Here is a 22,399-nt window from a genome sequence, read left to right as displayed (position 1 = left end):
TATCTCATGATCAGACCACTCCTCGCGCTTGCGTTGTATCTAGGCACCACGGTTGCCGCATTGGCAGCGGAGCCAGTCACCCTTGGCCTCAACTACCCACGCACCGGCAGCTACAAGGAGGAAGGCCTGGCGCAAATGCGCGGCGCACTACTGGCGATCGATGAAATCAATGAGAAAGGCGGCGTGCTGGGGCGCCCGCTGCGGCTGGCCAGCCACAATACTGCCTCGATCCCGGAACGTGCAGTGGCCAACGTCGACAAGCTGGCTGACGAAGGCGCAGTAATGCTCTTCGGAGGTGCGTCGAGCGCCGTAGCGATCGCCGCCGGCAAGCGCGCCAAAGAGCGCGGCCTGCTCTATTTCGGCACCCTCACTTATTCCAACGACACTACCGGAAAGGATGGCCATCGCTATCAGTTTCGCGAGTGCAACAGCGCCTGGATGAGCGCCAAGGTGCTCGGCCAGTACCTCAACCAGCATATGCCCAACAAGCGCTACTTCTACATCACCTCCGATTACACCTGGGGGCATACCAGCGAATCGTCATTACGACAGACCACAAACAGCCAGGACAGCAGCCGCCATCCCGGCATCAAGGTCCAGTTCCCCGGCGCGCGCCTGTCCGACTACCGCGACGCTCTGGCACAAGCCGCATCGAGCCAGGCCGAAGTGCTGGCACTGGTGCTGTTCGGCGATGACCTGGTCAGGGCGATGCGCATCGCTGACGAGTTGGGGCTGACCGAGCGCATGCAGATCGCGGTACCGAACCTCACCTTGAGCATGGTGGAACAGGCCGGTCCTGACATCATGCAGGGCGTCCTGGGGACCGAACCTTGGACCTGGCGCGTGCCGGCGCTGGAAGGATCCGAGCGCGGCCAGGCCTTCGTCGAGGCATTCGATGCCCGCTACCAGACGCACCCTTCAAGCTCCGCTGCGTCGGCCTACAGCATCGTCCACCAGTGGGCCGAGGCCGCCACGCGGGCGCGCAGCTTCAACAGCGAAGCTCTGATCGCCGCCCTCGAAGACTACCGCTACCGGCTGCTCAAGGACGAACAGTACTGGCGTCGCTTCGATCACCAGAATGTCCAGACCATCTATGCAGTCCGGGTGAAACCCCGCGAGGACGTACTGAAGGATCGCTTCAAGCAGGATTACTTCGAAATCGTGCACCGCCTCTCCGGCGAGCAGGCGGCACCGACGCTTGCCCAATGGCAACAGGAGAGGCAGAGCGCTGGCCTATCGACGAAGCTCGAGTGACCTCAGGCCGCCTGCAAAATCTGCGCGACGGCGCTCCTGAGTGTCTCGAACTCCACCGAGCCATGCAGACAGATCGCCTCGTCCAACAGCTGGCTGGCCGGCCGGATGCAAATGACCGGCAACACTGAGGTGTCGAGCGACTCGGCCTGCTGCCGGTCGGCGAACAGGTCCTCCAGATACAGGCCGGTGTCGATGGCCTGCTTCAGGGCGTCGGTGTCGAGGCTCAGTTCCTGGGCCAGCTCCAGCAACACAGTTTCTTCACCGATGTCGCGTCCTTCCTCGAAATAGGCTCGGAACAACGCCTCGTGGACCATCTCGAAGCATCCCCTCTGCCGGGCGAAGGCCGCCATCTCGAATGCCTTGCGGCTCAATGGCTGGCCGACAGGTCGTCGCGGTACGATCTGGCGTAGCGAGGCCATGGGAAACGCCTCCCTAGACCAGTCGTCGCCGGGCTCCTCGGCATCCGGGTCGGGCACCAGCATGGATTCCGGGCGCAGCTCGAACGCATGCCAGACCAGCGCTACCCGCGGGCCCAGCTCGTAGGCGAGCTGCTTGAGCACGGGCAGCTGGATGTAGCAGACCGGACAGACATAATCGCTCCAGACGTCGATCCGGATGGTGGCGGTAGCCATGGCACTCTCCTGATGGACTCCCTTCTTGCGACCCGACCCAAGACGTGAAATTCACCCCTGCGCATTAATTGCTCAGTGCGTGGCAGCCGCACCGGGAACAACCACCGCAAGAGCCGGCCCAAAGATCATCGACCATCCGAGGTGTCACGATGAGCAAAGCAATCAAACCCGACGCCGAGCGCCCGTACTTCGACGCGCCGGCCGGCATTCCAGCCGGCAGCGATCATCAGATCCCCCACAGCCATCGCTTCAGGCACAACGACCTGGACGTGATCGTGCACCTGACCGGCTATGAATACGAAAGCCTGGGGCAGACCCTGTGGACCTTCGGCATCGAGCTGGTGCGCGATCGGCAGATCGTCCAACCGGTTCGGGTCAACCAGGAGCGGTATTACGGGCAATTCGAAGACGCGCTGGCCGATGGCATCGAGCAGGGCCGGCAACAGGCAGAAACGTTCGACGGATAGGCCCGCCGCGCCACGTTTTCTAAACTCATGTAACCGCTACCTGGCGCGAGCAATAGACGAAAAGGATCGATCGCATGACCAATGCCCTTGAGCCCTACCAAGCCGGCGTTTTCGACCTGACTCACAAACTCACGGTGGAAAAGCACGGCCATACCGCTCTGATCACGATCAACCACCCTCCGGCCAATACCTGGGACCGTGAATCGCTGATCGGGCTCAGGCAGGTGGTCGAGCATCTCGACCGGGATCCGGACATCTATGCGCTGGTCATTACCGGCCAGGGTGAAAAATTCTTCAGCGCTGGTGCCGATCTCAAGCTGTTCGCCGACGGCGATCGCCACCGCGCACGCGAGATGGCCCGCCGCTTCGGCGAAGCCTTCGAGGCCTTGCGCGACTTTCGCGGCGTGACCATCGCGGCGATCAACGGCTTTGCGCTGGGCGGCGGGCTCGAATGTGCCCTGGCCTGCGATCTGCGCATTGCCGAGCGACAAACCCAGCTGGGGCTACCGGAAGCGGCGGTCGGCCTGCTGCCGTGTGCCGGAGGAACCCAGGCGCTCGCCTGGCTGGTAGGTGAAGGCTGGGCCAAGCGGATGATCCTTTGCGGCGAGCGCATCACCGCCGATACGGCGCTGCGCATCGGTCTGGTCGAACAGCTGGTCGACGCGGGCGAGGCGCGCGGCCATGCCCTGCTGCTGGCGACCCGTGTGGCGCGGCAAAGCCCGGTTGCCGTGCGCGCCATCAAGCCTTTGATCAACGGCGTTCGAAGCCGAGGGCCGGACACCTTTGCCGCTGCCGAGCGCGAGGCCTTTCTCGACCTCTTCGAGGCGGAGGACACCCGTGAAGGGGTCAACGCCTTCCTGGAAAAACGCGACCCAAAATGGCGCAACCGCTGACATCGCCATGATCCACACCGACAATAAAAAAGGCCGTCCATGAACGTGATCTTCGAAGAACGCAACGCCCTGCACGGCGCCCGCATCGGCATCGCGACGCTCGACTCGGAAAAGAGCCTCAATGCGCTGAGCTTGCCGATGATAGAGGCGTTGCTGACTCAGTTCGGCCAGTGGGAAAAGGACCCGGCAGTGGTTTGTGTCGTACTGCGCGGCAATGGCGCCAAGGCGTTCTGCGCCGGGGGTGACGTCAGGCGGCTGGCCGAGGCGTGCCTGGCTCAACCCGGCGAAGTTCCGGCGTTGGCGGCACGCTTTTTCGCCGACGAGTACCGACTCGATCACAAGCTGCACCGCTTCCCCAAGCCGGTAATTGGCTGGGGCCACGGCTATGTGATGGGGGGAGGCATGGGTTTGCTGCAGGGCTGCTCGATCCGCATCGTCACCCCCGACAGCCGCCTGGCCATGCCGGAAATCGGCATTGGCCTGTATCCCGATGTCGGCGCCAGCTGGTTCCTGCAACGGCTACCGGGCAAGCTGGGCGCGTTCGTCGGGCTGACCGCCACCCAGATGAACGCACGCGACGCACTCGATATGGGCCTGGCTGATCGATGCCTGCGGCAGGATCAGCAAAACAGTCTGATCGAAGGATTGATCCAGCTGAACTGGCAGGATCAACCCGCCAGTCAGCTCAACAGCCTGCTGCGGGCCCTGGCGCAGGATGCCAGCCAACACCTGCCGCCAGCCCAACTGATGCCGCGTCGAGAAACGATCGACCAACTGCTCGATGTCGCCGATCTCCCGATGGCTTGGCGAGCCCTCACGGCGCTAGCGGACGATAACGATCCGCTGTTCAGCCGCGCCGCCGAAACCTTGCGAAACGGCTGCCCGCTGACCGGTCATCTGCTCTGGGAACAATTGCGTCGCGCGCGACACCTGTCGCTCGCTCAAGTCCTGCGCATGGAATACACGATGAGCCTGAACTGCTGCCGCCACCCGGAGTTTCCCGAAGGCGTCAGGGCGCGACTCATCGATAAGGACAACCAGCCGCGCTGGCACTGGCCTGACCCGGCGAGCGTGCCGCCCGCCGCTGTCGACGCCCACTTCCAGCCCACCTGGGATGGCGAGCACCCGCTGGCTGACCTGGACTGACGGCAGGCTACCAGCGGCGATATGACCCGTTGAACTGCCGTTGCGGCTGACCGTAGTAGCCACGAGGTTGGTGCTGATATTGCGGTGGACGGTAGCCATGCTGCGGCGGGCGGTAGCCGTGCTGCGGCGGGCGGTAATGAGGGTGTCGCTGGTCGACTCGCTGATCGTTGCGCTGCCAGCGATCCAGACGGATGTCCGTCCTGGGTTTGACGCCGGTCTGCGGCGGACGGTAGCCGGGCTGGTTCGGCAGGTTGCGCTGATACTGAGGGTGTTGCGGATAGGGGCTACGCGGATCGTACTGGTAGGAACGCACCTGCGAACCGCCGCCATAGTAGCCATGGTCGCCGGCCTTGTAGACGTAGACGCCGCCCCGGGTATCGGCATGAGCACCCAGAGCCAGACCAAGGCCCACGATTCCCACGAGAGTTCGAACGTTCATCACCACCTCCGGGCCATAGGCATGGTGCCCAGGCTTTGGACATTTGACCGCATCATCGGCGACTTGCCACAGGTTGCGAGCGTGGGTTCGTATCAGGGTGTTACGTACGTCGAGTGGGCGCCCACGCCTTTTGCCATCGGGCGCTGCGGCAACCGCCACGGTTGTATGCCCCACCCGCCTTCCCGATAATAGACGCCCTTTTTTCCCAAGACGCCCACCGGCGCGACGGATCCGATGACCGAACTCGCCCTGATCATGGTTAGCGCCATCCTGGTCAATAATTTCGTCCTGGTCCAGTTCCTCGGGCTGTGCCCCTTCATGGGCGTTTCCAAAAAAATCGAGGCCGCCATCGGCCTGTCGCTGGCGACTACCTTCGTGCTCACGCTCGCAGCCATGTGCAGCTACCTGGTGCAGCGGTACGTGCTCGCGCCGCTCGACCTGGAATACCTGCGTACCATCGGCTTCATCCTGATCATCGCGGTGGTGGTGCAGTTCACCGAAATGCTGGTGAACAAGACCAGCCCTTTGCTCTATCGAGTGCTGGGTATCTTCCTGCCGCTGATCACGACCAACTGCATCGTGCTCGGGGTCGCGTTGCTCAACGCCAATCGTCAGGAACTCAACTTCCTTACCGCGACGGCGACCGGCTTCGCGGCGGGCCTGGGCTTTTCGCTGGTGCTGGTGCTGTTCGCCGCCCTGCGGGAGCGGATCGCCATCGCCGACGTGCCCCAGGCGTTCCAGGGTGCCGCCATCGGCATGATCACAGCAGGCTTGATGTCGCTCGCGTTCATGGGCTTCAGCGGGCTGATCAAGCTATGAGCCTGGTCGTGGTAGCCGTGCTGGTGCTGGCTACGCTGTGCCTGGCCTGTGGCGCCGTGCTCGGCTTTGCCGCGATACGCTTCAGGATCGAGGGAGACCCGGTTGCCGAGCGGATCAACGCCCTGCTGCCGCAGACCCAGTGCGGCCAGTGCGGCTATCCCGGCTGCAAGCCATACGCCCAAGCCATCGCCGCCGGGGACAAGATCAACAAGTGCCCACCGGGCGGCGAGTCGACCATCCAGGCGCTGGCCGATCTGCTGGACCTGGACGCCGAACCGCTCGATGCCGAAGGCGGAGAGAAACCGCCGATGGTCGCCTACATTCGCGAGGCCGAATGCATCGGCTGCACCAAGTGCATCAAGGCCTGTCCGGTGGACGCGATCGTCGGCGCCGCCAAGTTGATGCACACAGTGATCGTCTCTGAGTGCACCGGTTGCGATCTGTGCGTTGAGCCCTGCCCGGTCGATTGCATCGACATGATCGAAGTGTCCAGCGGACTTCGGCAATGGAGCTGGGACCGACCGCCAGCGCCGGGCCGACTGATCGCCAGTGACCGGGAGCGCGCCGCATGAGCGAAGCACGGCTGTGGGACTTTCCCGGCGGCATCCATCCACCGGAGTGCAAGGCGCTCTCCAATCGCACCCCGATCCAGGCGGCGCCGCTGCCGAAATACCTGTGCGTCCCCCTCGGCCAGACCATAGGCGAGCCGGCTCAGCCGTGCGTTGCCGTTGGCGATCGGGTACTCAAGGGGCAGAAGATCGGCCAGGCCAGCGGCACCCTGGGCGTTGCCCTGCATGCGCCGAGTTCCGGCGTGGTGACCGCTATCGGCCCGCAGCCCTACCCCCATGTCTCCGGGCTGCCGGCGCCGGCCGTCGTGATCGAAACCGATGGGCTGGAACACTGGACCGACCTCGAGCCCTGCAGCGACTTTCGCCGCGAGCCTCCCGATCGTCTGCTCGAGCGCATCCGTGAGGCGGGCATCAGCGGGCTTGGCGGCGCAGGCTTTCCGACCGCGGCCAAGCTTGCCGCAGCGCCACGGCAGAAAGTCCGCACGCTGATCATCAACGGCGCCGAGTGCGAGCCCTACATCACCGCCGACGACCTGCTGATGCGCGAGAAACCGGTCGCGCTGGTGCAGGGCATCGACATCCTCGTGCACCTGCTTGACCCCGACGAGGTGCTGATCGGAGTCGAAGACAACAAGCCCGAAGCCATCACGGCACTCGAAGCCGCCATTGGCGAACGCCCATTCGCCGTGCGGGTCATCCCGACCCGCTATCCGTCGGGCGGCGAAAAGCAACTGATCCAGATTCTCACCGGCCTCGAGGTGCCCTCCGGCGGTCTGCCGATGGACGTCGGCGTGCTCTGCCAGAACGTCGGCACCTGCGTCGCGATCCACGACGCCATCATGCTGGGGCGCCCGCTGATCTCGCGGATCACCACCCTGACCGGCGAAGCGCTCGAGCGGCCGATGAATGTCGAGGCCTTGATCGGTACGCCGGTAGCCGAACTGCTGGCGCTCGCTGGGTTGCGCGACAGTCGCCTGCAACGCCTGCTGATGGGCGGCCCGCTGATGGGCTTCGCGCTACCCTCTCGCGACGTACCGCTGATCAAGACCACCAATTGCCTGCTCGCCGGCACCGCGGCCGAACTGCCGCCACCAGCCCCCGAGTTACCCTGTATCCGCTGCGGCGACTGCGCGCAGGTTTGCCCGGCGAGCCTGCTGCCCCAGCAGTTGCACTTCTTCGCGCTGGGCGAGGATCACTCGCAGCTCAAGGCACACAATCTGTTCGACTGCATCGAATGTGGCGCCTGCGCTTACGTCTGCCCTTCGAATCTGCCGCTCGTGCAGTCCTACCGGGCGGCGAAGGCGGACATCCGCGAGATCGAGCAGCGCCAGCACAAGGCCGAGCAGTCGCGGATGCGCTTCGAACAGCGCCAGGAACGCCTGCGCCGCGCCGACGAGCAGAAGGAGGCCGACCGCAAGGCGCGCGCCGAGAAACGGGTCCGCACTCAGGCCGTGGACGCCGAGACCCGCTCGGTGCCTGTCCAGGACGACCCGTTGGCTCGTGTGCAGGCGCAGAAGGCCAGCACGCTGTCGGACATGCAGAAGAAGCTGAAGATAGAAGCGAGCATGGCCCAGGTGGCACTGAAGAAGGCTCAGAAACAACTGGCGGCCCATGCTTCGCCCGAACTCGAGCGCCAGGTCGAGGAGCTGCGCAGCGTTGCCGAAGCCGCCCAGGCAGCGCTGGAACGCGCCCTGACCGAACAGCCGCAGCAGGAACAGCCCGCGGCGATGGACGAAGCGGCCCTGAAGAAGCTCAAGATCGAGGCCGCCATGCTGCGCGCACAGTTACGCAAGCTGGAAAAGCTCGGCTCGCCCGGCGCCGACCAAGAGCGCGAGCTCCGGCAACTGCGCGAGGCACTTCAGGCCGCAGAACAGAAACTGGCTGAACCCCAGCCCAGCGAGAAGGCAGCGACACCCACTTCTGGCGGTCCGCTGAAGAAAGCCAAGATCGACTTGGCCATGCGCCGAGCCGCGCTGAAAAAAGCCGAAACCGCCGGTGCCGACGAAAGCGAGCTGCAACCTCTGCGCGAGCAGCTCGGTGTGGCCGAACAGGCGCTACATGCCGCTGAAGAACAGTCGCAGCATCCAGCTCCCGAGCTGATCCGCATCGACAAGCGCCCCATCGACGAAGTTACCCGCGCATTGAAGACCGAGCTTGCTTATGCGCGTGCCGACCTGCAAAGGCTAGAGCGTGATGACGCGGTCGCTGCCGACGAACTGGAGGCGGCCCGCATACGCCTGACCGAAGCGGAACGCCGGCTATCCGAGCGCCACACTGAATCGCAGCCGTGAAAGGCGTCGAAAACGCGGCGCCCCTGACCGCCAACTGATCAACCGAACCGGAGAGCCGATGGCCCTGCCCCGTCCCACCTCACCCCATGCCAAGGGCGGCAACCGCACCCAGCAAGTCATGCTGACGGTGTTGGCCGCAACCGTGCCGGGGGCGCTCGTGCTGACCTGGCTGTATGGCGCCGGCACCCTGATCAACCTGCTCTGGGCAAGCAGCGCGGCGCTGGCCATCGAAGCGGTGATCCTGCGGCTGCGCCGGCGGCCGGTGGGTTTCTTCCTGCGCGACGGCAGCGCGCTGGTCACCGCGGTGCTACTGGCGCTCGCGCTGCCGCCATACGCGCCCTGGTGGCTGACGCTGATCGCGGTCACCAGCGCCATCGTGCTCGGCAAGCAGCTCTATGGTGGCCTGGGGCAGAACCCGTTCAACCCGGCGATGGTCGGCTATGTGGTGGTGCTGGTCTCGTTTCCCCTGCAGATGACCACCTGGCCGGTCGCCCACGCCGTGTCCCTGGGCACGGGCCTGCAACAGATTCTCGGCCTGGTCGCGGCACCCGACGCCTGGACCCAGGCTACCGCGCTGGACGTACTGAAGAACAACCAGAGCCTGACCGTCGATGAGCTCTGGCAAGGGTCTGCGTTCGGCCATTTCGGCGGCATCGGTTCGGAAGTGGTGAACCTCGCGTTTCTCGCCGGCGGGCTGTTCCTGCTGCACAAGCGGCTTTTCACCTGGCACGCACCGCTGGGCATGCTGACCGCGCTGTTCGTCATGAGCCTGGTGTTCTGGAACGGCTCGGGCTCGGACTCCAACGGCTCGCCGCTGTTTCACCTGCTCAGCGGCGCGACCATGCTCGGCGCCTTCTTCATCGTCACCGACCCGGTCAGCGGCGCCACCAGCAACCGTGGCCGGCTCATCTTCGGCATCGGTGTCGGGGTGCTGGTCTACGTCATTCGCGCCTGGGGCGGCTATCCCGACGGCATCGCCTTTGCGGTGCTGTTGATGAACCTCGCGGCACCCACCATCGACTACTACACCCGCCCTCGCACCTATGGCCATGACAAGCCGGTGCGCGGTCTGAAGACGGAGGACTAGCCATGGCGCTGCCGGAAATCAGCCGCTCGATGCTGCGCAATGGCCTGGTCCTGGCGCTTTTCGCGGTCGTCACGGTCGGCAGCGTCAGCCTGCTGCGCCAGGCGACCGCCGAACGCATCCACGAGGCCGAGCGCGCGGCTCAGTTTCGCGTCCTGCAGGAAATCCTGCCGCCAGACAGCCACGACAACCTGCTGCTCGACAGCACCCGCGACGTGCAACACCCCCTGCTCGGCTACAGCAGCCCGTTGCCGGCCTATGTCGCCATGCGCCAGGGCGTCCCCACCGCGGTGATCCTGCAAGTGCTGGCGCCGGACGGCTACAGCGGTGCCATCCATCTGCTGGTCGGAGTCAACGCCGACGGCCGACTCGCTGGCGTACGCGTGGTCAGCCATCGCGAGACGCCCGGGCTAGGGGATCGCATCGAGACAGGCAAAAGCGACTGGATCCTGGGATTCACAGGCACGTCGCTGCAGGAACCGGAACCGTCACGCTGGGCGGTCAAGCGCGACCGCGGCGCCTTCGACCAGTTCGTCGGTGCCACCATCACCCCACGGGCGGTGGTCAGGGCGGTGCACAACGCGCTGCAGTACTTCGATGCCAACCGTGAGACATTGCTCGCCACCGATGCCCTGCAGCCAGCCCCCGAAGATGCGCTGGAGCGGCCCGAGTCTGTCAGGGAGCCCGCCCGCCATTCCAGGGCCGGCAGCGATGCGGCGAGCGACCATCTACCGGCTAACCAACCCCACGTGCAGGACGGAGCGTCCCGATGAGCACACCGAATCTTCGCGAGCTGAGCGTCAACGGCCTATGGCACAACAACCCGGGGCTGGTGCAGCTGCTGGGCCTCTGCCCGCTGCTGGGCGTCAGCAATTCGGCGGTCAATGCGCTGGGGCTGGGACTTGCGACCCTGCTGGTGCTGACCTGCTCCAACATTGCCGTCTCGCTGGTACGCGGCGTGGTGAACACCGCCGTGCGCCTGCCGGCATTCGTGATGATCATCGCTGCGCTGACCACCTGCATCGAATTGCTGATGCAGGCCTTCACCTATGAGCTGTACCAGATCCTCGGCATCTTCATCCCGCTGATCACCACCAATTGCGTGATCCTCGGCCGCGCCGACGGCTTCGCCTCGCGCCACAACCCGCTCATCGCAGCCTACGACGGCGTCATGATGGGCCTGGGCTTCTGCGCCGTACTGGTGGTGCTTGGTAGCCTGCGGGAGCTGATCGGCACCGGCGCGGTGCTGGCCAACATGCACCTGCTGTTCGGCCCCATTGCGGCAGGCTGGACGATCACCCTGTTCCAGCATCACGAAGGCTTTCTGCTGGCGATTTTGCCGCCTGGTGCCTTCATCGTTCTCGGCCTGCTGATCGCGCTGAAGAACCGCATCGACCACCACCTCGCCGAGCGTGCCCGGGCAGCCGTGCAACCACAGGCTCCGTCGGCCAGCCGCCGGGTCCGCGTCACCGGCGTGATCGACTAAGACCCCATGGCCCTCATCATCCACTCCATCCGCGTCGAGCCTGTATGAACGCCGCAAAACGTCTGGAAATCTTCCGCCGCTTCCACCGGGAAAATCCCGAGCCCAAGACCGAGCTGGCCTACAGCACGCCGTTCGAGTTGCTGATCGCCGTGATCCTGTCCGCCCAGGCCACCGATGTCGGGGTCAACAAGGCGACCGCCCGGCTTTACCCGGTGGCCAACACGCCCGAGGCGATCTACGCGCTCGGCTACGACGGCCTGTGCGAGTACATCAAGACCATCGGCCTGTACCCGAGCAAGGCGAAGAACGTTCTGGAGACCTGCCGGATCCTGATCGAGAAGCACGGCAGCCAGGTACCCGACAACCGAGAGGACCTCGAAGCCCTGCCCGGCGTCGGCCGCAAGACGGCGAACGTAGTGCTCAACACAGCCTTCCGCCAGTTCACCATGGCGGTGGACACCCATATCTTCCGGGTCAGCAACCGCACCAATATCGCGCCCGGGAAGAATGTGCTCGAGGTCGAACGCAAGCTGATCAAGTTCGTGCCCAAGGATTATCTGCTCGACGCCCATCACTGGCTGATCCTGCATGGCCGCTACGTCTGCAAGGCCCGCAGGCCGCAATGCGGCAGCTGCCTGATCGAGGATCTGTGCGAGTACAAGCACAAGACCTCGGACGATTGAGCGATCCAGGGATTTTTCGTCTTCTCGATTGAAAAAATCTTTTTTACCACCCTCCGGAATGCCGCTATAAGGTGCGCCAACAGCGCCCCCGCAGTAGTGGAGTGAGAACAACGTGGCCGAGAAAGAAGAAATCGAAATCGAAGACGATTTCGTTGCCGAAGATGAAGACGACGCCGCCGAAGCCCCTGTCGAAGTGGCCAAGACCAACCTGACCAAACGTCGGATCATCGACAATCTGCTCGAAGAGCGTCGCCTGCAAAAGCAGCTGAACGACTTCGACTTCGACATCTGAACAAACGAAAGCCCCGCGAAGGGGCTTTCGTTTGCCGCTGCCGTATCAGTCAGCCCGCTTGGGCGACAGCAGTTCGATCTTGTAACCGTCCGGATCCTCGACAAACGCCAGGATGCTGGTGCCGTGCATCATCGGTCCTGGCTCGCGGGTGATCTTGCCGCCTCGCGAACGGATGTCCTCGCAGGCCTTGTAGACGTCTTCCACCTCGAGCGCGATGTGACCGTAGCCGGTCCCCAGCTCGTAGCTTTCCACGCCCCAGTTGTGGGTCAGCTCGATCACGCTGTTGTGCGCCTCGTCGCCATAGCCGACGAAGGCGAGCGTGAATTTGCCCTCTGGATAGTCCTTGCGACGCAGCAGCGTCATGCCCAGCACCTCGGTATAGAAGGCGACGGAGCGCTCCATGTCGCCGACACGCAGCATGGTATGCAGCAGTCTCATCAGGGTTTCCTCATTGTTTGCCCGCAGTTGCGGCTGGATAAAATGCAGACCCCGGCTCGTGGCCGGGGTCTGCTGCGTTTATCGCTTGAACCTTTGCCGCTGTTTTATCAGAACAGCTTGCGGCCCTTGCCAGCGGCGATACGCATGCGCAGGGCGTTGAGCTTGATGAAGCCCGCCGCGTCCGCCTGGTCGTAGGCGCCGGCATCGTCCTCGAAGGTCGCGATGTTGGCGTCGAACAGCGAGTCGTCGGACTTGCGGCCAACCACGATCACGTTGCCTTTGTAGAGCTTCAGACGTACCACACCGTTCACGTTGGTCTGCGACGCGTCGATCATCTGCTGCAGCATCAGACGCTCCGGGCTCCACCAGTAGCCGGTATAGATCAGACTGGCGTACTTGGGCATCAGCTCGTCTTTCAGGTGAGCGACTTCCCGGTCCAGGGTGATCGACTCAATGGCGCGGTGAGCCTTGAGCATGATGGTGCCGCCGGGGGTCTCGTAGCAGCCGCGCGACTTCATGCCGACGTAGCGGTTCTCGACGATATCCAGACGGCCGATGCCGTTCTCACCACCGATACGGTTCAGCTCGGCCAATACCTGAGCAGGCGTCAGGTCCTTGCCGTCGATGGCGACGATGTCACCCTTGCGGTAGGTCAGCTCGATATAGGTCGGTGCATCTGGAGCTGCCTCGGGAGAGACAGTCCACTTCCACATGTCCTCCTCGTGCTCGGTCCAGGTGTCTTCCAGCACGCCGCCCTCATAGGAGATGTGCAGCAAGTTGGCATCCATGGAATACGGAGACTTCTTCTTGCCGTGACGTTCGATCGGGATCTGGTGCTTCTCGGCGTAGTCCATCAGCTTCTCACGCGACAGCAGGTCCCACTCGCGCCAGGGAGCGATCACCTTCACGCCCGGCTTGAGTGCATAGGCGCCCAGCTCGAAACGCACCTGGTCGTTGCCCTTGCCGGTGGCACCATGGGAGATGGCGTCTGCACCAGTCTCGTTGGCGATCTCGATCAGACGCTTGGCGATCAGCGGACGGGCGATGGAGGTACCGAGCAGGTACTCGCCTTCGTAGACGGTGTTGGCGCGGAACATCGGGTAGACGAAGTCGCGGACGAATTCTTCGCGCAGGTCGTCGATGTAGATTTCCTTGACACCCATGGCCTTGGCCTTGGCACGTGCCGGTTCCACTTCCTCGCCCTGGCCGAGGTCGGCGGTGAAGGTCACCACCTCACAGTTGTAGGTATCCTGCAGCCACTTGAGGATCACCGAAGTGTCCAGGCCACCGGAATACGCCAGGACCACCTTCTTTACATCGGCCATCGCCATCCACTCCCGGGGTTGTGCGGAAAAACGCGATTCTACTGGTCGCGACGGCGCTTTTACAGGGGGCGAGGGAATCAGGAGGCCGGCACTACGCCTGGCAAGACAGCGGCCGCGGTGTCGGGGGTGGGTGCATGACGCAGCAATTGCAGCGTCACCCGGCGGTTCTTGGCGCGGCTGGCGGCGTTGTTGTTCGGCACCAGTGGATAGCGTTCGCCATGAAAACGCAGGGTCACCTGATCTTCGGCGATACCGTTGGCCTGCAGGTAATCCTTGACCGCCAGCGCACGTCGACGCGACAGGTCGCGGTTGGCCAGGCGGTTGCCGCTGTTGTCCGAATGACCATCGAGCTGGATGTGCTTGATAGTGGGGTCGGCCTTGATGAACTGCAGGATGATGTCGAGCTTCGCGCGACCGATGTCGTCGAGTTCGACCGCATTGTTGGTAAAGGCGATGTTGGTCTGTTTGATCTGGTCGAAGTTCACCGGCAACAACTTCGCGGTGCAGGCCTGGTAATCCTCGTAGGCCTTGGCGAACCGTGCGGGCAGCAGGCGCACCTCCAGCGCATCGCCACCGTGCAACGTGCGATGGCGCACCACAGGGCTGCGCCCTTCGAGCAGACCGGTCAGCAAACGGCCTGCCTGCACCTGCGTACTGTTGAACGGAATCTCCCCGGACCCCACCGAAACCACACCGAGGTTGATGTCTCCGCGAGCAGGCTGCCAGGGCGCGGCGGCCGCAAGCAGCGTCGCCGAACCGGTGTCCAGCCAACGATCCTTGGCCTTGAGACGGAAAGTCGCTTGCTCGCCTGCGCGCCGCACGAACTCGCCGGCACCGAACCCGGCAATGGGTTGCGCCAACCGGCATTCGAACTGATCGCCCTCGACCTGCCACTCCACCTTTTCCAGACGCGTCTGGAACGTGATGGCATGGACCGGTTGCACGGCCAGCAGGCTGAAAAGGATAAAAGAACGCAGGCGCACAGCGGGCTCCGCAAAGGATGTATTCAACTGGAGGTATCGGTGGGTGGTGGTAAAACTTGAGCGCAAGCCCCAAGGCTGCGCGCCCCGGTCATCTAGCGAAGCCACAGCCGGGCGCTGCCGGAGCGCGGCGCAGCCCCGCATCACCGGGTAACGCGGCGTGCCGCCGCATGGCTTTTCCGGTAGCATTCCCGCACGTTCGACCCGCCTGGAACTCTGCATGTCCGATCGACTCACCCTGCTGCGCCCCGATGACTGGCACATCCACCTGCGTGACGGCGAGGCGCTGTCCCACACCGTCGCCGATGCCTCCCGCCAGTTCGCCCGGGCGATCATCATGCCCAACCTGGTTCCGCCGGTGCGCAACGCCGAAGAGGCGGACGCCTATCGCCAGCGCATCCTTGCCGCCCGGCCCGCCGGGAGCCGCTTCGACCCGCTGATGGTGCTCTACCTCACCGACGCCACGCGTCCGCAAGACGTCCGCCAGGCCAAGGCATCGGGTTTCGTCCACGCCGCCAAGCTCTACCCGGCCGGGGCGACGACCAACTCCGCCTCCGGCGTGACCCGCATCGACAATATCTTCGAGGTGCTCGAAACGATGGCCGAGGTGGGCCTGCCGTTGCTGGTGCACGGCGAGGTTACCCTCCCGGAGATCGACGTCTTCGATCGAGAAAAGCATTTCATCGACGAACATCTGACTCGTGTCGTCGAGCGCTTCCCGACGCTCAAGGTGGTGTTCGAACATATCACCACCCGCGATGCCGTGCAGTTCGTCGAGGCAGCGCCGGCCACCGTCGGCGCCACCATCACCGCGCATCACCTGCTCTACAACCGCAACCACATGTTGGTGGGCGGTATCCGGCCGCACTTCTACTGCTTGCCGATCCTCAAGCGCAACGTACATCAGGAAGCGCTGCTCGACGCGGCCACCAGCGGCAATCCCAAGTTTTTCCTCGGCACGGACTCGGCGCCCCACGCCCAGCACGCCAAGGAATCGGCCTGTGGTTGTGCCGGCTGCTACACCGCCTTTGCCGCCATTGAGCTGTATGCCGAGGCGTTCGAACAACGCGGCGCGCTCGACCGGCTGGAGCCTTTTGCCAGCCACTTCGGCGCCGATTTCTACGGGCTGCCGCGCAACACCGAGCAGATCACGCTGGTACGCGAGGGTTGGACGGTACCGAGCCACTTGCCCTTCGGCGAACGACAGGTCGTGCCCTTGCGGGCAGGCGAAACCCTGCAATGGCGACTGGAGACCGGCGCATGAGTGAAGAGCAGTTCGAGGACGAGCTGGACGGCAACCTCCCCAACGATACGCGCCATCCAATGGCACGACGCTTCCGGGGCTATCTGCCGGTGGTCGTCGACGTCGAGTGCGGTGGCTTCAATTGCACCACCGACGCGCTGCTGGAAATCGCTGCCGTCACCATTGGCATGGACGAACAGGGTTTGCTGTTTCCCGAGCACACGCACTTCTTTCGTGTCGAGCCGTTCGCGGGAGCCAACATCGAGGCGGCCGCACTGGAGTTCACTGGCATCAAGCTCGACCATCCGCTGCGCATGGCGGTTGCCGAATCCCACGCGCTGGGCGAGATCTTCCGCAGCGTGCGCAAGTCGCTGAAAGCCAACGGCTGCAAGCGCGCCATCCTGGTCGGCCACAACAGCAGTTTCGACCTGGGTTTCCTGAACGCCGCGATTGCTCGCTGCGACATCAAGCGCAACCCGTTCCATCCGTTCTCCAGCTTCGATACCGCCACCCTTGCAGGCCTCGCCTATGGGCAGACGGTACTCGCCAAGGCCTGTCAGGCAGCCGGCATCGACTTCGATGGCCGCGAGGCGCACTCGGCACGCTATGACACCGAAAAGACTGCCGAGCTGTTCTGCGGCATCGTCAATCGCTGGAAGGAGATGGGCGGCTGGGAAGACTACGAAAGCTGAGCCCTTCGAATGCCCTGTAGGAGCCGGGTGGGAGAGCTGCATACTCTCATCCGTCCTGCGAGCCACCTCTCCCGCAGGGAGAAGGGAAATGCCCGGTGCCGCCTGCCCCGCGAAGCGGTCTTGACCGCGAACAGGACGACACCGCAGCCCCGCCTCAGGCCAGCGCCCGCTCCAGCACCCTCGCCACGTGCAACGCCGTTCTCTGGGCCCCGTCGTGGATCTGGTGTCGGCAGCTGGTGCCGTCGGCCACCACCAGGTCATCCGCCTCCGCCTTGCGCACCGCCGGCAACAGCGCCAGCTCGCCCATCTGCATCGACGCCTCGTAGTGCTCGCGCTCGTAGCCGAAGCTGCCGGCCATGCCGCAGCACGAGGTCTCGACCGTCCTGACCTCCAGCTTCGGTATCCAGCGCAGCACCTGCTCCACTGGGCGCAGCGCGTCGAACGCCTTCTGGTGACAATGCCCGTGCAGCAGCGCCCGGGTTTCGGCCAGCGGCTTGAGGTCGAGCCGCAGGTGACCGGCCTGGTGCTCGCGCAGCAGGAACTCCTCGAACAGGAAGGAGGCCTTCGACAGCACCACGGCCTTCTCGCCGTAGCCATAGCGCAGGAACTCGTCGCGCATGGTGAGCAGACACGAAGGCTCCAGGCCGACGATGGCGACGCCGCGCTCGACGAACGGCAGCAGATGCTCCAGCGCCCGTTTCGCCTCGGCCTTGGCCTTCCCCACCTGCCCGGAGGCCAGGTAGGTGCGGCCGCAGCACAGCGGGCGCTGCCCTGGCGCCTGGTTGAAGTGCACCCGATAACCGGCTGCTTCCAGCACCCGCCGCGCAGCCCGTGCGTTTTCCGGCTCCATGTAGTTGTTGAAGGTGTCGACGAACAGCAGCACCTCCCGCGTCTGCGTCGCGCTCCCCGTGTCGCTGGCCTCGGCCAGGAAGTTGCCGACGAAGCTCGGCAGCGCGCGCTGGTCGGCCAGGCCCAGCCGGCGCTTGACCCAGCGCGACAGCAACGGCACCCGCTCGACCGCCGCCACCGCGCTAGCCAGATGGCGTGCATAGGGCGCATAGCGCGGCATCTCCGCAATCAGACGTTCGCGTAGCGGAATGGCGTGTTTGCTGGCCCACGCGGCGCGTGCCTCGATCTTCATCTTCGCCATGTCGACGCCGGTCGGGCACTCGCGCTTGCAGCCCTTGCAGGACACGCACAGATCCAGCGCCGCCTTCACGTCCTCGCTGGCCAGCCCTTCGCTGCCAAGCTGCCCGGACAGCGCCAGGCGCAGCGTGTTGGCGCGTCCGCGGGTCAGGTGTTGCTCGTCGCGCGTGGCGCGGTAGCTCGGACACATGGTGCCGGCGTCGAACTTGCGGCAGTGGCCGTTGTTGTTGCACATCTCCACGGCTTTGATCAGCCCGCCGGTGGGGTCGCCGGCGCTGCCCGGCGCGCTCTGCTCGCCGGTCAGCGGGTCGCGCAGCACGTCCCAGCCCGACCAGTCGAGTACCGGCGTGACCGGGATCGGCTGGTAGGTCCGCGGGAAACGGAAGTAGCTGTGATCGTCCATCCGTGGCGTGTCGACGATCTTGCCGGGGTTGAGCAGGTTGTCCGGGTCGAACAGTTGCTTGATCTCTTTGAACGCGGCGTTGAGCTGCGGGCCGAACTGCCAGGCCACCCATTCGCCGCGACAGATGCCATCGCCGTGCTCGCCGGAAAACGCGCCCTTGTACGCGCGCACCAGCTCGGACGCCTCCTCGGCGATGGCGCGCATCTTGTCCGAGCCGTCGCGACGCATGTCGAGGATCGGTCGCACATGCAGGGTGCCGACACTGGCGTGGGCGTACCAGGTCCCCTCGGTGCCGTGCTTGTGGAACACCTCGGTGAGCTTGGCGGTGTATTCGGCGAGGTGCTCCAGCGGCACCGCGCAGTCCTCGATGAAGGACACCGGCTTACCGTCGCCCTTCATGCTCATCATGATGTTCAGGCCGGCCTTGCGCACGTTCCACAGCGCTGTCTGCTCGGCGCCCTCGATCATGCAGACCACGCTGCCCGGCAGCCCGAGGTCGGCCATCAGCTCGCTCAGCCGATCCAGCTGTCGACGCAGCTCACCCGCGTCCTCGCCGGCGAACTCGACCAGCAGCAGCGCGTCCGGCTGGCCGATCAGGGCCTTCTCGATCACCGGGCGGAAGGCTGGGTTCTCCAGCGACAGCTCGATCATGGTGCGGTCGACCAGCTCGACCGCGGTGGGGTCGAGTTTGACGATGTGCTGGGTCATGTCCATCGACTGGTAAAAGCCGGGGAAATTCACCACCCCCAGCACCTTGTGACGCGGCAGCGGCGAGAGCCGGAGCTTGATCCGCCGGGTCACGCCGAGCGTGCCCTCGGAGCCGACCAGCAGATGCGCCAGGTTGACCTGTCCGTCCGGGTCGTAGGGCCGCTGGTTCTGGCAGTCGAACAGGTCGAGGTTGTAGCCGCCGACCCGTCGCAGCACCTTGGGGAAATGCTCCTGGATGTTCGGCTGCTCGCGTTCGGCGATGCGCTGCACCTGCCGGGCGAGCTCGCGCATCCGCTCGCTTGCCGGCAGTTCGTGCAGAAAACCGAAGTAGCCCTGGCTGCCGTCCGCCAGCAACGCCTCGATGCCGAGCACGTTGTGCACCATGTTGCCGTAATGGATCGAGCGCGAGCCGCAGGAGTTGTTACCGGCCATGCCGCCGATGGTGCACTGGGCCGACGTCGAGACGTCCACCGGGAACCACAGGCCGTGCGGCTTGAGCCAGCGATTGAGGTCGTCGAGCACCATGCCCGGCTCGACCACCACGGTGCGTGCCTCGGGGTCGAACTCGACCACCTGGTTCAGCCAGCGGCTGGTGTCCACCACCAGCGCGTCGCCCACGGTCTGCCCGCACTGGCTGGTGCCGCCGCCGCGCGCCAGCAGCGGCACCTTGGCCTCGCGGGCGATGTCCAGCGCGACCTGGAGGTCATGCTGGTGCCGGGGAATGACGACGCCCACCGGCATCACTTGGTAGATCGAGGCATCGGTCGAATACCGCCCGCGCGACGCGGCATCGAACAGTACCTCCCCGGCGATCTCGCGTTGCAGTCTCGCCGCCAGCTCGGTCACGCGGGCCGCCGGCACCTTGCTCGTCTGTAAACCTGATCCGCTCAACGAAGTCATCACGACCTCCTACTCTGCCGTCGGGGAAGACATCAGCTGGCGGCAGCCAGCGGATGCGCCGCGAAATAGTCCAGGGCTGCGAGCACGCCGCTGCCCTGGAGCTTCGCCCCGGACAGCTTGAGGCCGGCCTCGCAGCCGCCGAGAGTGGCGATCAGCGTCAGGTCGTTGCAGTCGCCCAGGTGGCCGATACGGAACATCTTCCCCTTGGCCTTGCCCAACCCGGTGCCCAGCGACAGGTCGAAGCGCTTGTAGATCAGGCTGCGCACGGCGTCGGCGTCGATGCCCTCGGGCATCACCACACCGGTTAGCACCGGCGAGTAGACACTCGGGTCCTGGCACTGCACTTCCAGCCCCCAGCACTCGACTGCGGCGCGCACGCCGGCCGCCCAGCGCTGGTGACGGGCGAACACCTGCTCCAGCCCCTCCTCGAGGAGCATGTCCAGCGCCTCGTTCAGGCCGTACAGCAGGTTGGTGTTGGGGGTGTACGGCCAGTAGCCGCTCTTGTTCAATTCCAGGATCTCGTCCCAGGCCCAGAAGCTCTTCGGCAGCTGCGCGCGGCGGCTGGCTTCGACGGCCTTGTCGGAGACGGCGTTGAAGCTGATGCCCGGCGGCAGCATCAGGCCCTTCTGCGAACCGGAGATGGTCACGTCGACGCCCCAGCCATCGTGCTGGTAATCGGCGCAGGCGAGGCCGGAGATGGTGTCCACCAGCAGCAGCGCCGGGTGCCGCGCCTCATCGATCGCCCGGCGCACGGCAGCGATGTTGCTGGTCACGCCGGTGGAGGTTTCATTGTGGACCACGCAGACCGCCTTGATCGTGTGGCCGCTGTCCTCCCTCAGGCGCCGTTCGATCATGTCGGCCTGCACCCCGTGACGCCAACCCTCGTACCCCTGCAGGCTGAGGAACTCGGGTTCGAGCCCAAGCCGACGCGCCATCTTTTCCCACAGCGTGGCGAAATGGCCGGTTTCGAACATCAGTACCCGGTCGCCCGGCGAGAGGGTGTTGACCAGCGCCGCTTCCCAGGCGCCGGTGCCGGAGGCCGGGTAGATGACCACCGGCTGCTGGGTCTTGAATACCTCGCGGATCTTGCGCAGCACTTCCAGCCCCAGCGCGCCGAATTCCGGGCCGCGGTGGTCGATGGTCGGCAGGCTCATGGCCCGCAGGATACGATCCGGTACCGGAGACGGACCGGGGATCTGGAGGAAATGGCGACCGGAGGGATGGAAATCGAGTTTCAACATGGCGGCTCTCCTTAACTTTTGTTCTTGTTGTTTTTTGCGTTTTGCATGCAATCCAAATCAGCAAAAACGCGGATTCAACGGACGCAGCCTTCGCTGCGCAGGCTCTGGATCTCGTCGTCGCTCATGCCGATGCCCTGCAGCACCTCGTCCGTATGCTGGGCGAACAGCGGCGCCGGATAGCGGATCTGCAAGGGGGTCCGGGAGAACTTGGTCGGGAAGCCGATCGTCTTCATCTCGCCGATCACCGGATGGCTGACCTGCTTGACCATGTCCCGCGCCAGGTAGTGCTCGTCGTGCATGGCCTGAGCGAAGTCGTTGATCGGCCCGGCCGGCACCCCAGCCGTGTCGCAGCGCTCGAGCCAGTGCTTCATCGGTTGCCGCACCAGGATTTCCTCGAGCAGCGTCTCCAGCACCTCGACGTTGCGCCCGCGGTCGCTGTTGGTGACGAAGCGCTCGTCGGTGAGCAGGTCCTCGCGGTCGATCACGTCGCGGCAGAAGCGCTCCCAGGTTCGCTGGTTGGCGCACCCGAGCATCAGATAGCCGTCCGCGGCCTTGACCGCCTGGTACGGTGCCGACACCCGATGGCGCGAACCGGTGGGCTTGGGCACGGTGCCCTCGGCAAAATAGGCGGCCGCTTCCCAGCTGAACCAGGGCAGCCCGCACTCGGCGATGGCGATGTCGATGTGCTGCCCTTCCCCGGTGTTCTGCTTGTGGATGTAGGCAGCGAGGATCGAATAGATGGCGGTAATGCCGGCCCCGATGTCATACACCGCGATGCCGGTCTTCAGCGGACGCTTGCCCGGCTCGCCGGTCATCGACATCAGCCCGGTCATACCCTGCGCGACCAGATCGAAACCGCCCTTGTTGCTGTACGGCCCGCTCTGGCCGTAGCCGGAAATCGAGCAGTAGATGATCCCTGGGTTGATCCGGCGGATCGTCTCGTAGTCGATCTCCAGCGACTGGGTCACGCCCGGCCGGTAGTTCTCCACGATCACGTCGGCGTCGGCGGCCAGCCGGTAGAACACCTCGCGCGCGCGCAGGTCCTTGAGGTTCAGCGAGATGCTCTTCTTGTTCCGGTTGATCTGGAAAAAGCAGGTGGACTCGCCGTTGACGTAGGGTCCCATCTGTCGGCTGTCGTCGCCGCCATTGGCCTTCTCGACCTTGATCACCTCGGCCCCGAGGTCGCCGAGCACCATGGTGCAGTAGGGGCCTGCCATGATCTGCGAGATGTCGAGGATTTTCACGTTGTTCAGTGGAAGCATGAGTTA

At 64.7% G+C, this 22,399-nt stretch carries 22 protein-coding genes; 14 read left to right on the top strand and 8 right to left on the bottom strand.

The window, feature by feature from the left end:
• Window positions 1–6: 6 nt before the first annotated feature.
• A complete protein-coding gene (locus tag G7026_RS02165) occupies window positions 7–1,254 on the top strand; it encodes an ABC transporter substrate-binding protein (protein WP_181068996.1) in 1,248 nt (415 codons plus the stop codon).
• A 2-nt stretch (window positions 1,255–1,256) separates the two neighbouring features.
• Here the strand turns inward: G7026_RS02165 and G7026_RS02160 are convergent, their stop codons facing one another.
• Window positions 1,257–1,886: a DsbA family oxidoreductase gene (locus G7026_RS02160; RefSeq protein ID WP_181068995.1), complete on the bottom strand. Its 630-nt coding sequence runs from the start codon at window positions 1,884–1,886 to the stop codon at window positions 1,257–1,259.
• Between the two features lie 149 nt (window positions 1,887–2,035).
• Here G7026_RS02160 and G7026_RS02155 point away from each other — a divergent pair, with 149 nt between their 5' ends.
• From G7026_RS02155 to G7026_RS02145, 3 genes are all read left to right on the top strand, one after another.
• Entirely contained in the window at window positions 2,036–2,353 is a 318-nt protein-coding gene (locus tag G7026_RS02155; RefSeq protein WP_181068994.1) for a hypothetical protein, read from the top strand.
• Window positions 2,354–2,427: 74 nt separating this feature from the next.
• Window positions 2,428–3,246 (top strand): enoyl-CoA hydratase, encoded by an 819-nt coding sequence (locus G7026_RS02150; protein WP_181068993.1) that lies wholly within the window; start codon window positions 2,428–2,430, stop codon window positions 3,244–3,246.
• A 39-nt stretch (window positions 3,247–3,285) separates the two neighbouring features.
• On the top strand, window positions 3,286–4,392 hold the full coding sequence (locus G7026_RS02145) for an enoyl-CoA hydratase/isomerase family protein (protein WP_181068992.1): 1,107 nt from the start codon (window positions 3,286–3,288) through the stop codon (window positions 4,390–4,392).
• A 7-nt stretch (window positions 4,393–4,399) separates the two neighbouring features.
• Here G7026_RS02145 and G7026_RS02140 read toward each other — a convergent pair whose 3' ends face one another.
• Window positions 4,400–4,831, bottom strand: a complete 432-nt coding sequence (locus G7026_RS02140; protein WP_181068991.1) for a hypothetical protein — start codon at window positions 4,829–4,831, stop codon at window positions 4,400–4,402.
• A gap of 234 nt (window positions 4,832–5,065) precedes the next feature.
• Between G7026_RS02140 and rsxA the strand changes: the two genes are divergently transcribed.
• From rsxA to G7026_RS02100, 8 genes are all read left to right on the top strand, one after another.
• A complete protein-coding gene (gene rsxA, locus G7026_RS02135; protein WP_181068990.1) occupies window positions 5,066–5,650 on the top strand; it encodes an electron transport complex subunit RsxA in 585 nt (194 codons plus the stop codon).
• A complete protein-coding gene (rsxB, locus tag G7026_RS02130; protein WP_181068989.1) occupies window positions 5,647–6,222 on the top strand; it encodes an electron transport complex subunit RsxB in 576 nt (191 codons plus the stop codon). The genes rsxA and rsxB overlap by 4 nt, the downstream gene beginning before the upstream one ends.
• Window positions 6,219–8,510 carry an electron transport complex subunit RsxC gene (gene rsxC / locus G7026_RS02125; protein WP_181068988.1) on the top strand — a complete coding sequence of 764 codons (2,292 nt, stop codon included), beginning with the start codon at window positions 6,219–6,221 and terminating at the stop codon, window positions 8,508–8,510. The genes rsxB and rsxC overlap by 4 nt, the downstream gene beginning before the upstream one ends.
• 58 nt (window positions 8,511–8,568) lie before the next feature.
• Window positions 8,569–9,597: an RnfABCDGE type electron transport complex subunit D gene (locus G7026_RS02120; RefSeq protein ID WP_181068987.1), complete on the top strand. Its 1,029-nt coding sequence runs from the start codon at window positions 8,569–8,571 to the stop codon at window positions 9,595–9,597.
• A gap of 2 nt (window positions 9,598–9,599) precedes the next feature.
• Window positions 9,600–10,367: an electron transport complex subunit RsxG gene (rsxG, locus tag G7026_RS02115; RefSeq protein WP_181068986.1), complete on the top strand. Its 768-nt coding sequence runs from the start codon at window positions 9,600–9,602 to the stop codon at window positions 10,365–10,367.
• Entirely contained in the window at window positions 10,364–11,080 is a 717-nt protein-coding gene (locus tag G7026_RS02110; protein WP_181068985.1) for an electron transport complex subunit E, read from the top strand. The genes rsxG and G7026_RS02110 overlap by 4 nt, the downstream gene beginning before the upstream one ends.
• 44 nt (window positions 11,081–11,124) lie before the next feature.
• Window positions 11,125–11,763 carry an endonuclease III gene (gene nth, locus G7026_RS02105; RefSeq protein ID WP_181068984.1) on the top strand — a complete coding sequence of 213 codons (639 nt, stop codon included), beginning with the start codon at window positions 11,125–11,127 and terminating at the stop codon, window positions 11,761–11,763.
• Window positions 11,764–11,875: 112 nt separating this feature from the next.
• Window positions 11,876–12,055, top strand: a complete 180-nt coding sequence (locus tag G7026_RS02100) for a PA3496 family putative envelope integrity protein (RefSeq protein WP_181068983.1) — start codon at window positions 11,876–11,878, stop codon at window positions 12,053–12,055.
• Window positions 12,056–12,100: 45 nt separating this feature from the next.
• Here the strand turns inward: G7026_RS02100 and gloA are convergent, their stop codons facing one another.
• From gloA to G7026_RS02085, 3 genes are all read right to left on the bottom strand, one after another.
• Window positions 12,101–12,493: a lactoylglutathione lyase gene (gene gloA, locus G7026_RS02095; protein ID WP_181068982.1), complete on the bottom strand. Its 393-nt coding sequence runs from the start codon at window positions 12,491–12,493 to the stop codon at window positions 12,101–12,103.
• A gap of 107 nt (window positions 12,494–12,600) precedes the next feature.
• Window positions 12,601–13,818: an argininosuccinate synthase gene (locus tag G7026_RS02090; RefSeq protein ID WP_181068981.1), complete on the bottom strand. Its 1,218-nt coding sequence runs from the start codon at window positions 13,816–13,818 to the stop codon at window positions 12,601–12,603.
• 77 nt (window positions 13,819–13,895) lie between these two features.
• Window positions 13,896–14,801: a flagellar protein MotY gene (locus tag G7026_RS02085; protein ID WP_181068980.1), complete on the bottom strand. Its 906-nt coding sequence runs from the start codon at window positions 14,799–14,801 to the stop codon at window positions 13,896–13,898.
• Between the two features lie 217 nt (window positions 14,802–15,018).
• Here G7026_RS02085 and pyrC point away from each other — a divergent pair, with 217 nt between their 5' ends.
• Both pyrC and rnt read left to right on the top strand, forming a co-directional pair.
• A complete protein-coding gene (gene pyrC / locus G7026_RS02080; protein ID WP_181068979.1) occupies window positions 15,019–16,062 on the top strand; it encodes a dihydroorotase in 1,044 nt (347 codons plus the stop codon).
• Window positions 16,059–16,733, top strand: a complete 675-nt coding sequence (gene rnt, locus G7026_RS02075) for a ribonuclease T (RefSeq protein WP_181068978.1) — start codon at window positions 16,059–16,061, stop codon at window positions 16,731–16,733. Before pyrC ends, rnt begins: the two co-directional genes overlap by 4 nt.
• Window positions 16,734–16,887: 154 nt before the next feature.
• Here the strand turns inward: rnt and G7026_RS02070 are convergent, their stop codons facing one another.
• The 3 genes from G7026_RS02070 to G7026_RS02060 form a co-directional block, all read right to left on the bottom strand.
• Window positions 16,888–19,890 (bottom strand): FAD-binding and (Fe-S)-binding domain-containing protein, encoded by a 3,003-nt coding sequence (locus G7026_RS02070; RefSeq protein ID WP_181068977.1) that lies wholly within the window; start codon window positions 19,888–19,890, stop codon window positions 16,888–16,890.
• Between the two features lie 32 nt (window positions 19,891–19,922).
• Window positions 19,923–21,131, bottom strand: a complete 1,209-nt coding sequence (locus G7026_RS02065; RefSeq protein WP_181068976.1) for a pyridoxal-phosphate-dependent aminotransferase family protein — start codon at window positions 21,129–21,131, stop codon at window positions 19,923–19,925.
• A gap of 74 nt (window positions 21,132–21,205) precedes the next feature.
• Window positions 21,206–22,393 (bottom strand): CaiB/BaiF CoA transferase family protein, encoded by a 1,188-nt coding sequence (locus tag G7026_RS02060; RefSeq protein WP_181068975.1) that lies wholly within the window; start codon window positions 22,391–22,393, stop codon window positions 21,206–21,208.
• Between the last annotated feature and the right edge of the window lie 6 nt (window positions 22,394–22,399).

Origin of the sequence: Stutzerimonas azotifigens (assembly GCF_013522725.1) — a bacterium.
In the GTDB taxonomy this organism is placed as follows: domain Bacteria; phylum Pseudomonadota; class Gammaproteobacteria; order Pseudomonadales; family Pseudomonadaceae; genus Stutzerimonas; species Stutzerimonas azotifigens_A.
The sequence above is the reverse complement of the archived record's forward strand: the minus strand, read 5'-3'. Positions and strand labels throughout refer to the sequence as shown.

Bases quoted from the DNA above. Each gene is read 5' to 3' on its own strand.
- G7026_RS02160 (WP_181068995.1), bottom strand. From the start codon at position 1,886: ATGGCTACCGCCACCATCCGGATCGACGTCTGGAGCGATTATGTCTGT.
- nth (WP_181068984.1), top strand. From the start codon at position 11,125: ATGAACGCCGCAAAACGTCTGGAAATCTTCCGCCGCTTCCACCGGGAA.
- G7026_RS02065 (WP_181068976.1), bottom strand. From the start codon at position 21,131: ATGTTGAAACTCGATTTCCATCCCTCCGGTCGCCATTTCCTCCAGATC.
- G7026_RS02070 (WP_181068977.1), bottom strand. From the start codon at position 19,890: ATGACTTCGTTGAGCGGATCAGGTTTACAGACGAGCAAGGTGCCGGCG.
- G7026_RS02150 (WP_181068993.1), top strand. From the start codon at position 2,428: ATGACCAATGCCCTTGAGCCCTACCAAGCCGGCGTTTTCGACCTGACT.
- rsxG (WP_181068986.1), top strand. From the start codon at position 9,600: ATGGCGCTGCCGGAAATCAGCCGCTCGATGCTGCGCAATGGCCTGGTC.
- rsxB (WP_181068989.1), top strand. From the start codon at position 5,647: ATGAGCCTGGTCGTGGTAGCCGTGCTGGTGCTGGCTACGCTGTGCCTG.
- G7026_RS02120 (WP_181068987.1), top strand. From the start codon at position 8,569: ATGGCCCTGCCCCGTCCCACCTCACCCCATGCCAAGGGCGGCAACCGC.
- rsxA (WP_181068990.1), top strand. From the start codon at position 5,066: ATGACCGAACTCGCCCTGATCATGGTTAGCGCCATCCTGGTCAATAAT.
- G7026_RS02155 (WP_181068994.1), top strand. From the start codon at position 2,036: ATGAGCAAAGCAATCAAACCCGACGCCGAGCGCCCGTACTTCGACGCG.
- G7026_RS02165 (WP_181068996.1), top strand. From the start codon at position 7: ATGATCAGACCACTCCTCGCGCTTGCGTTGTATCTAGGCACCACGGTT.
- pyrC (WP_181068979.1), top strand. From the start codon at position 15,019: ATGTCCGATCGACTCACCCTGCTGCGCCCCGATGACTGGCACATCCAC.
- G7026_RS02110 (WP_181068985.1), top strand. From the start codon at position 10,364: ATGAGCACACCGAATCTTCGCGAGCTGAGCGTCAACGGCCTATGGCAC.
- rnt (WP_181068978.1), top strand. From the start codon at position 16,059: ATGAGTGAAGAGCAGTTCGAGGACGAGCTGGACGGCAACCTCCCCAAC.
- G7026_RS02145 (WP_181068992.1), top strand. From the start codon at position 3,286: ATGAACGTGATCTTCGAAGAACGCAACGCCCTGCACGGCGCCCGCATC.
- gloA (WP_181068982.1), bottom strand. From the start codon at position 12,493: ATGAGACTGCTGCATACCATGCTGCGTGTCGGCGACATGGAGCGCTCC.
- G7026_RS02140 (WP_181068991.1), bottom strand. From the start codon at position 4,831: ATGAACGTTCGAACTCTCGTGGGAATCGTGGGCCTTGGTCTGGCTCTG.
- G7026_RS02060 (WP_181068975.1), bottom strand. From the start codon at position 22,393: ATGCTTCCACTGAACAACGTGAAAATCCTCGACATCTCGCAGATCATG.
- G7026_RS02090 (WP_181068981.1), bottom strand. From the start codon at position 13,818: ATGGCCGATGTAAAGAAGGTGGTCCTGGCGTATTCCGGTGGCCTGGAC.
- rsxC (WP_181068988.1), top strand. From the start codon at position 6,219: ATGAGCGAAGCACGGCTGTGGGACTTTCCCGGCGGCATCCATCCACCG.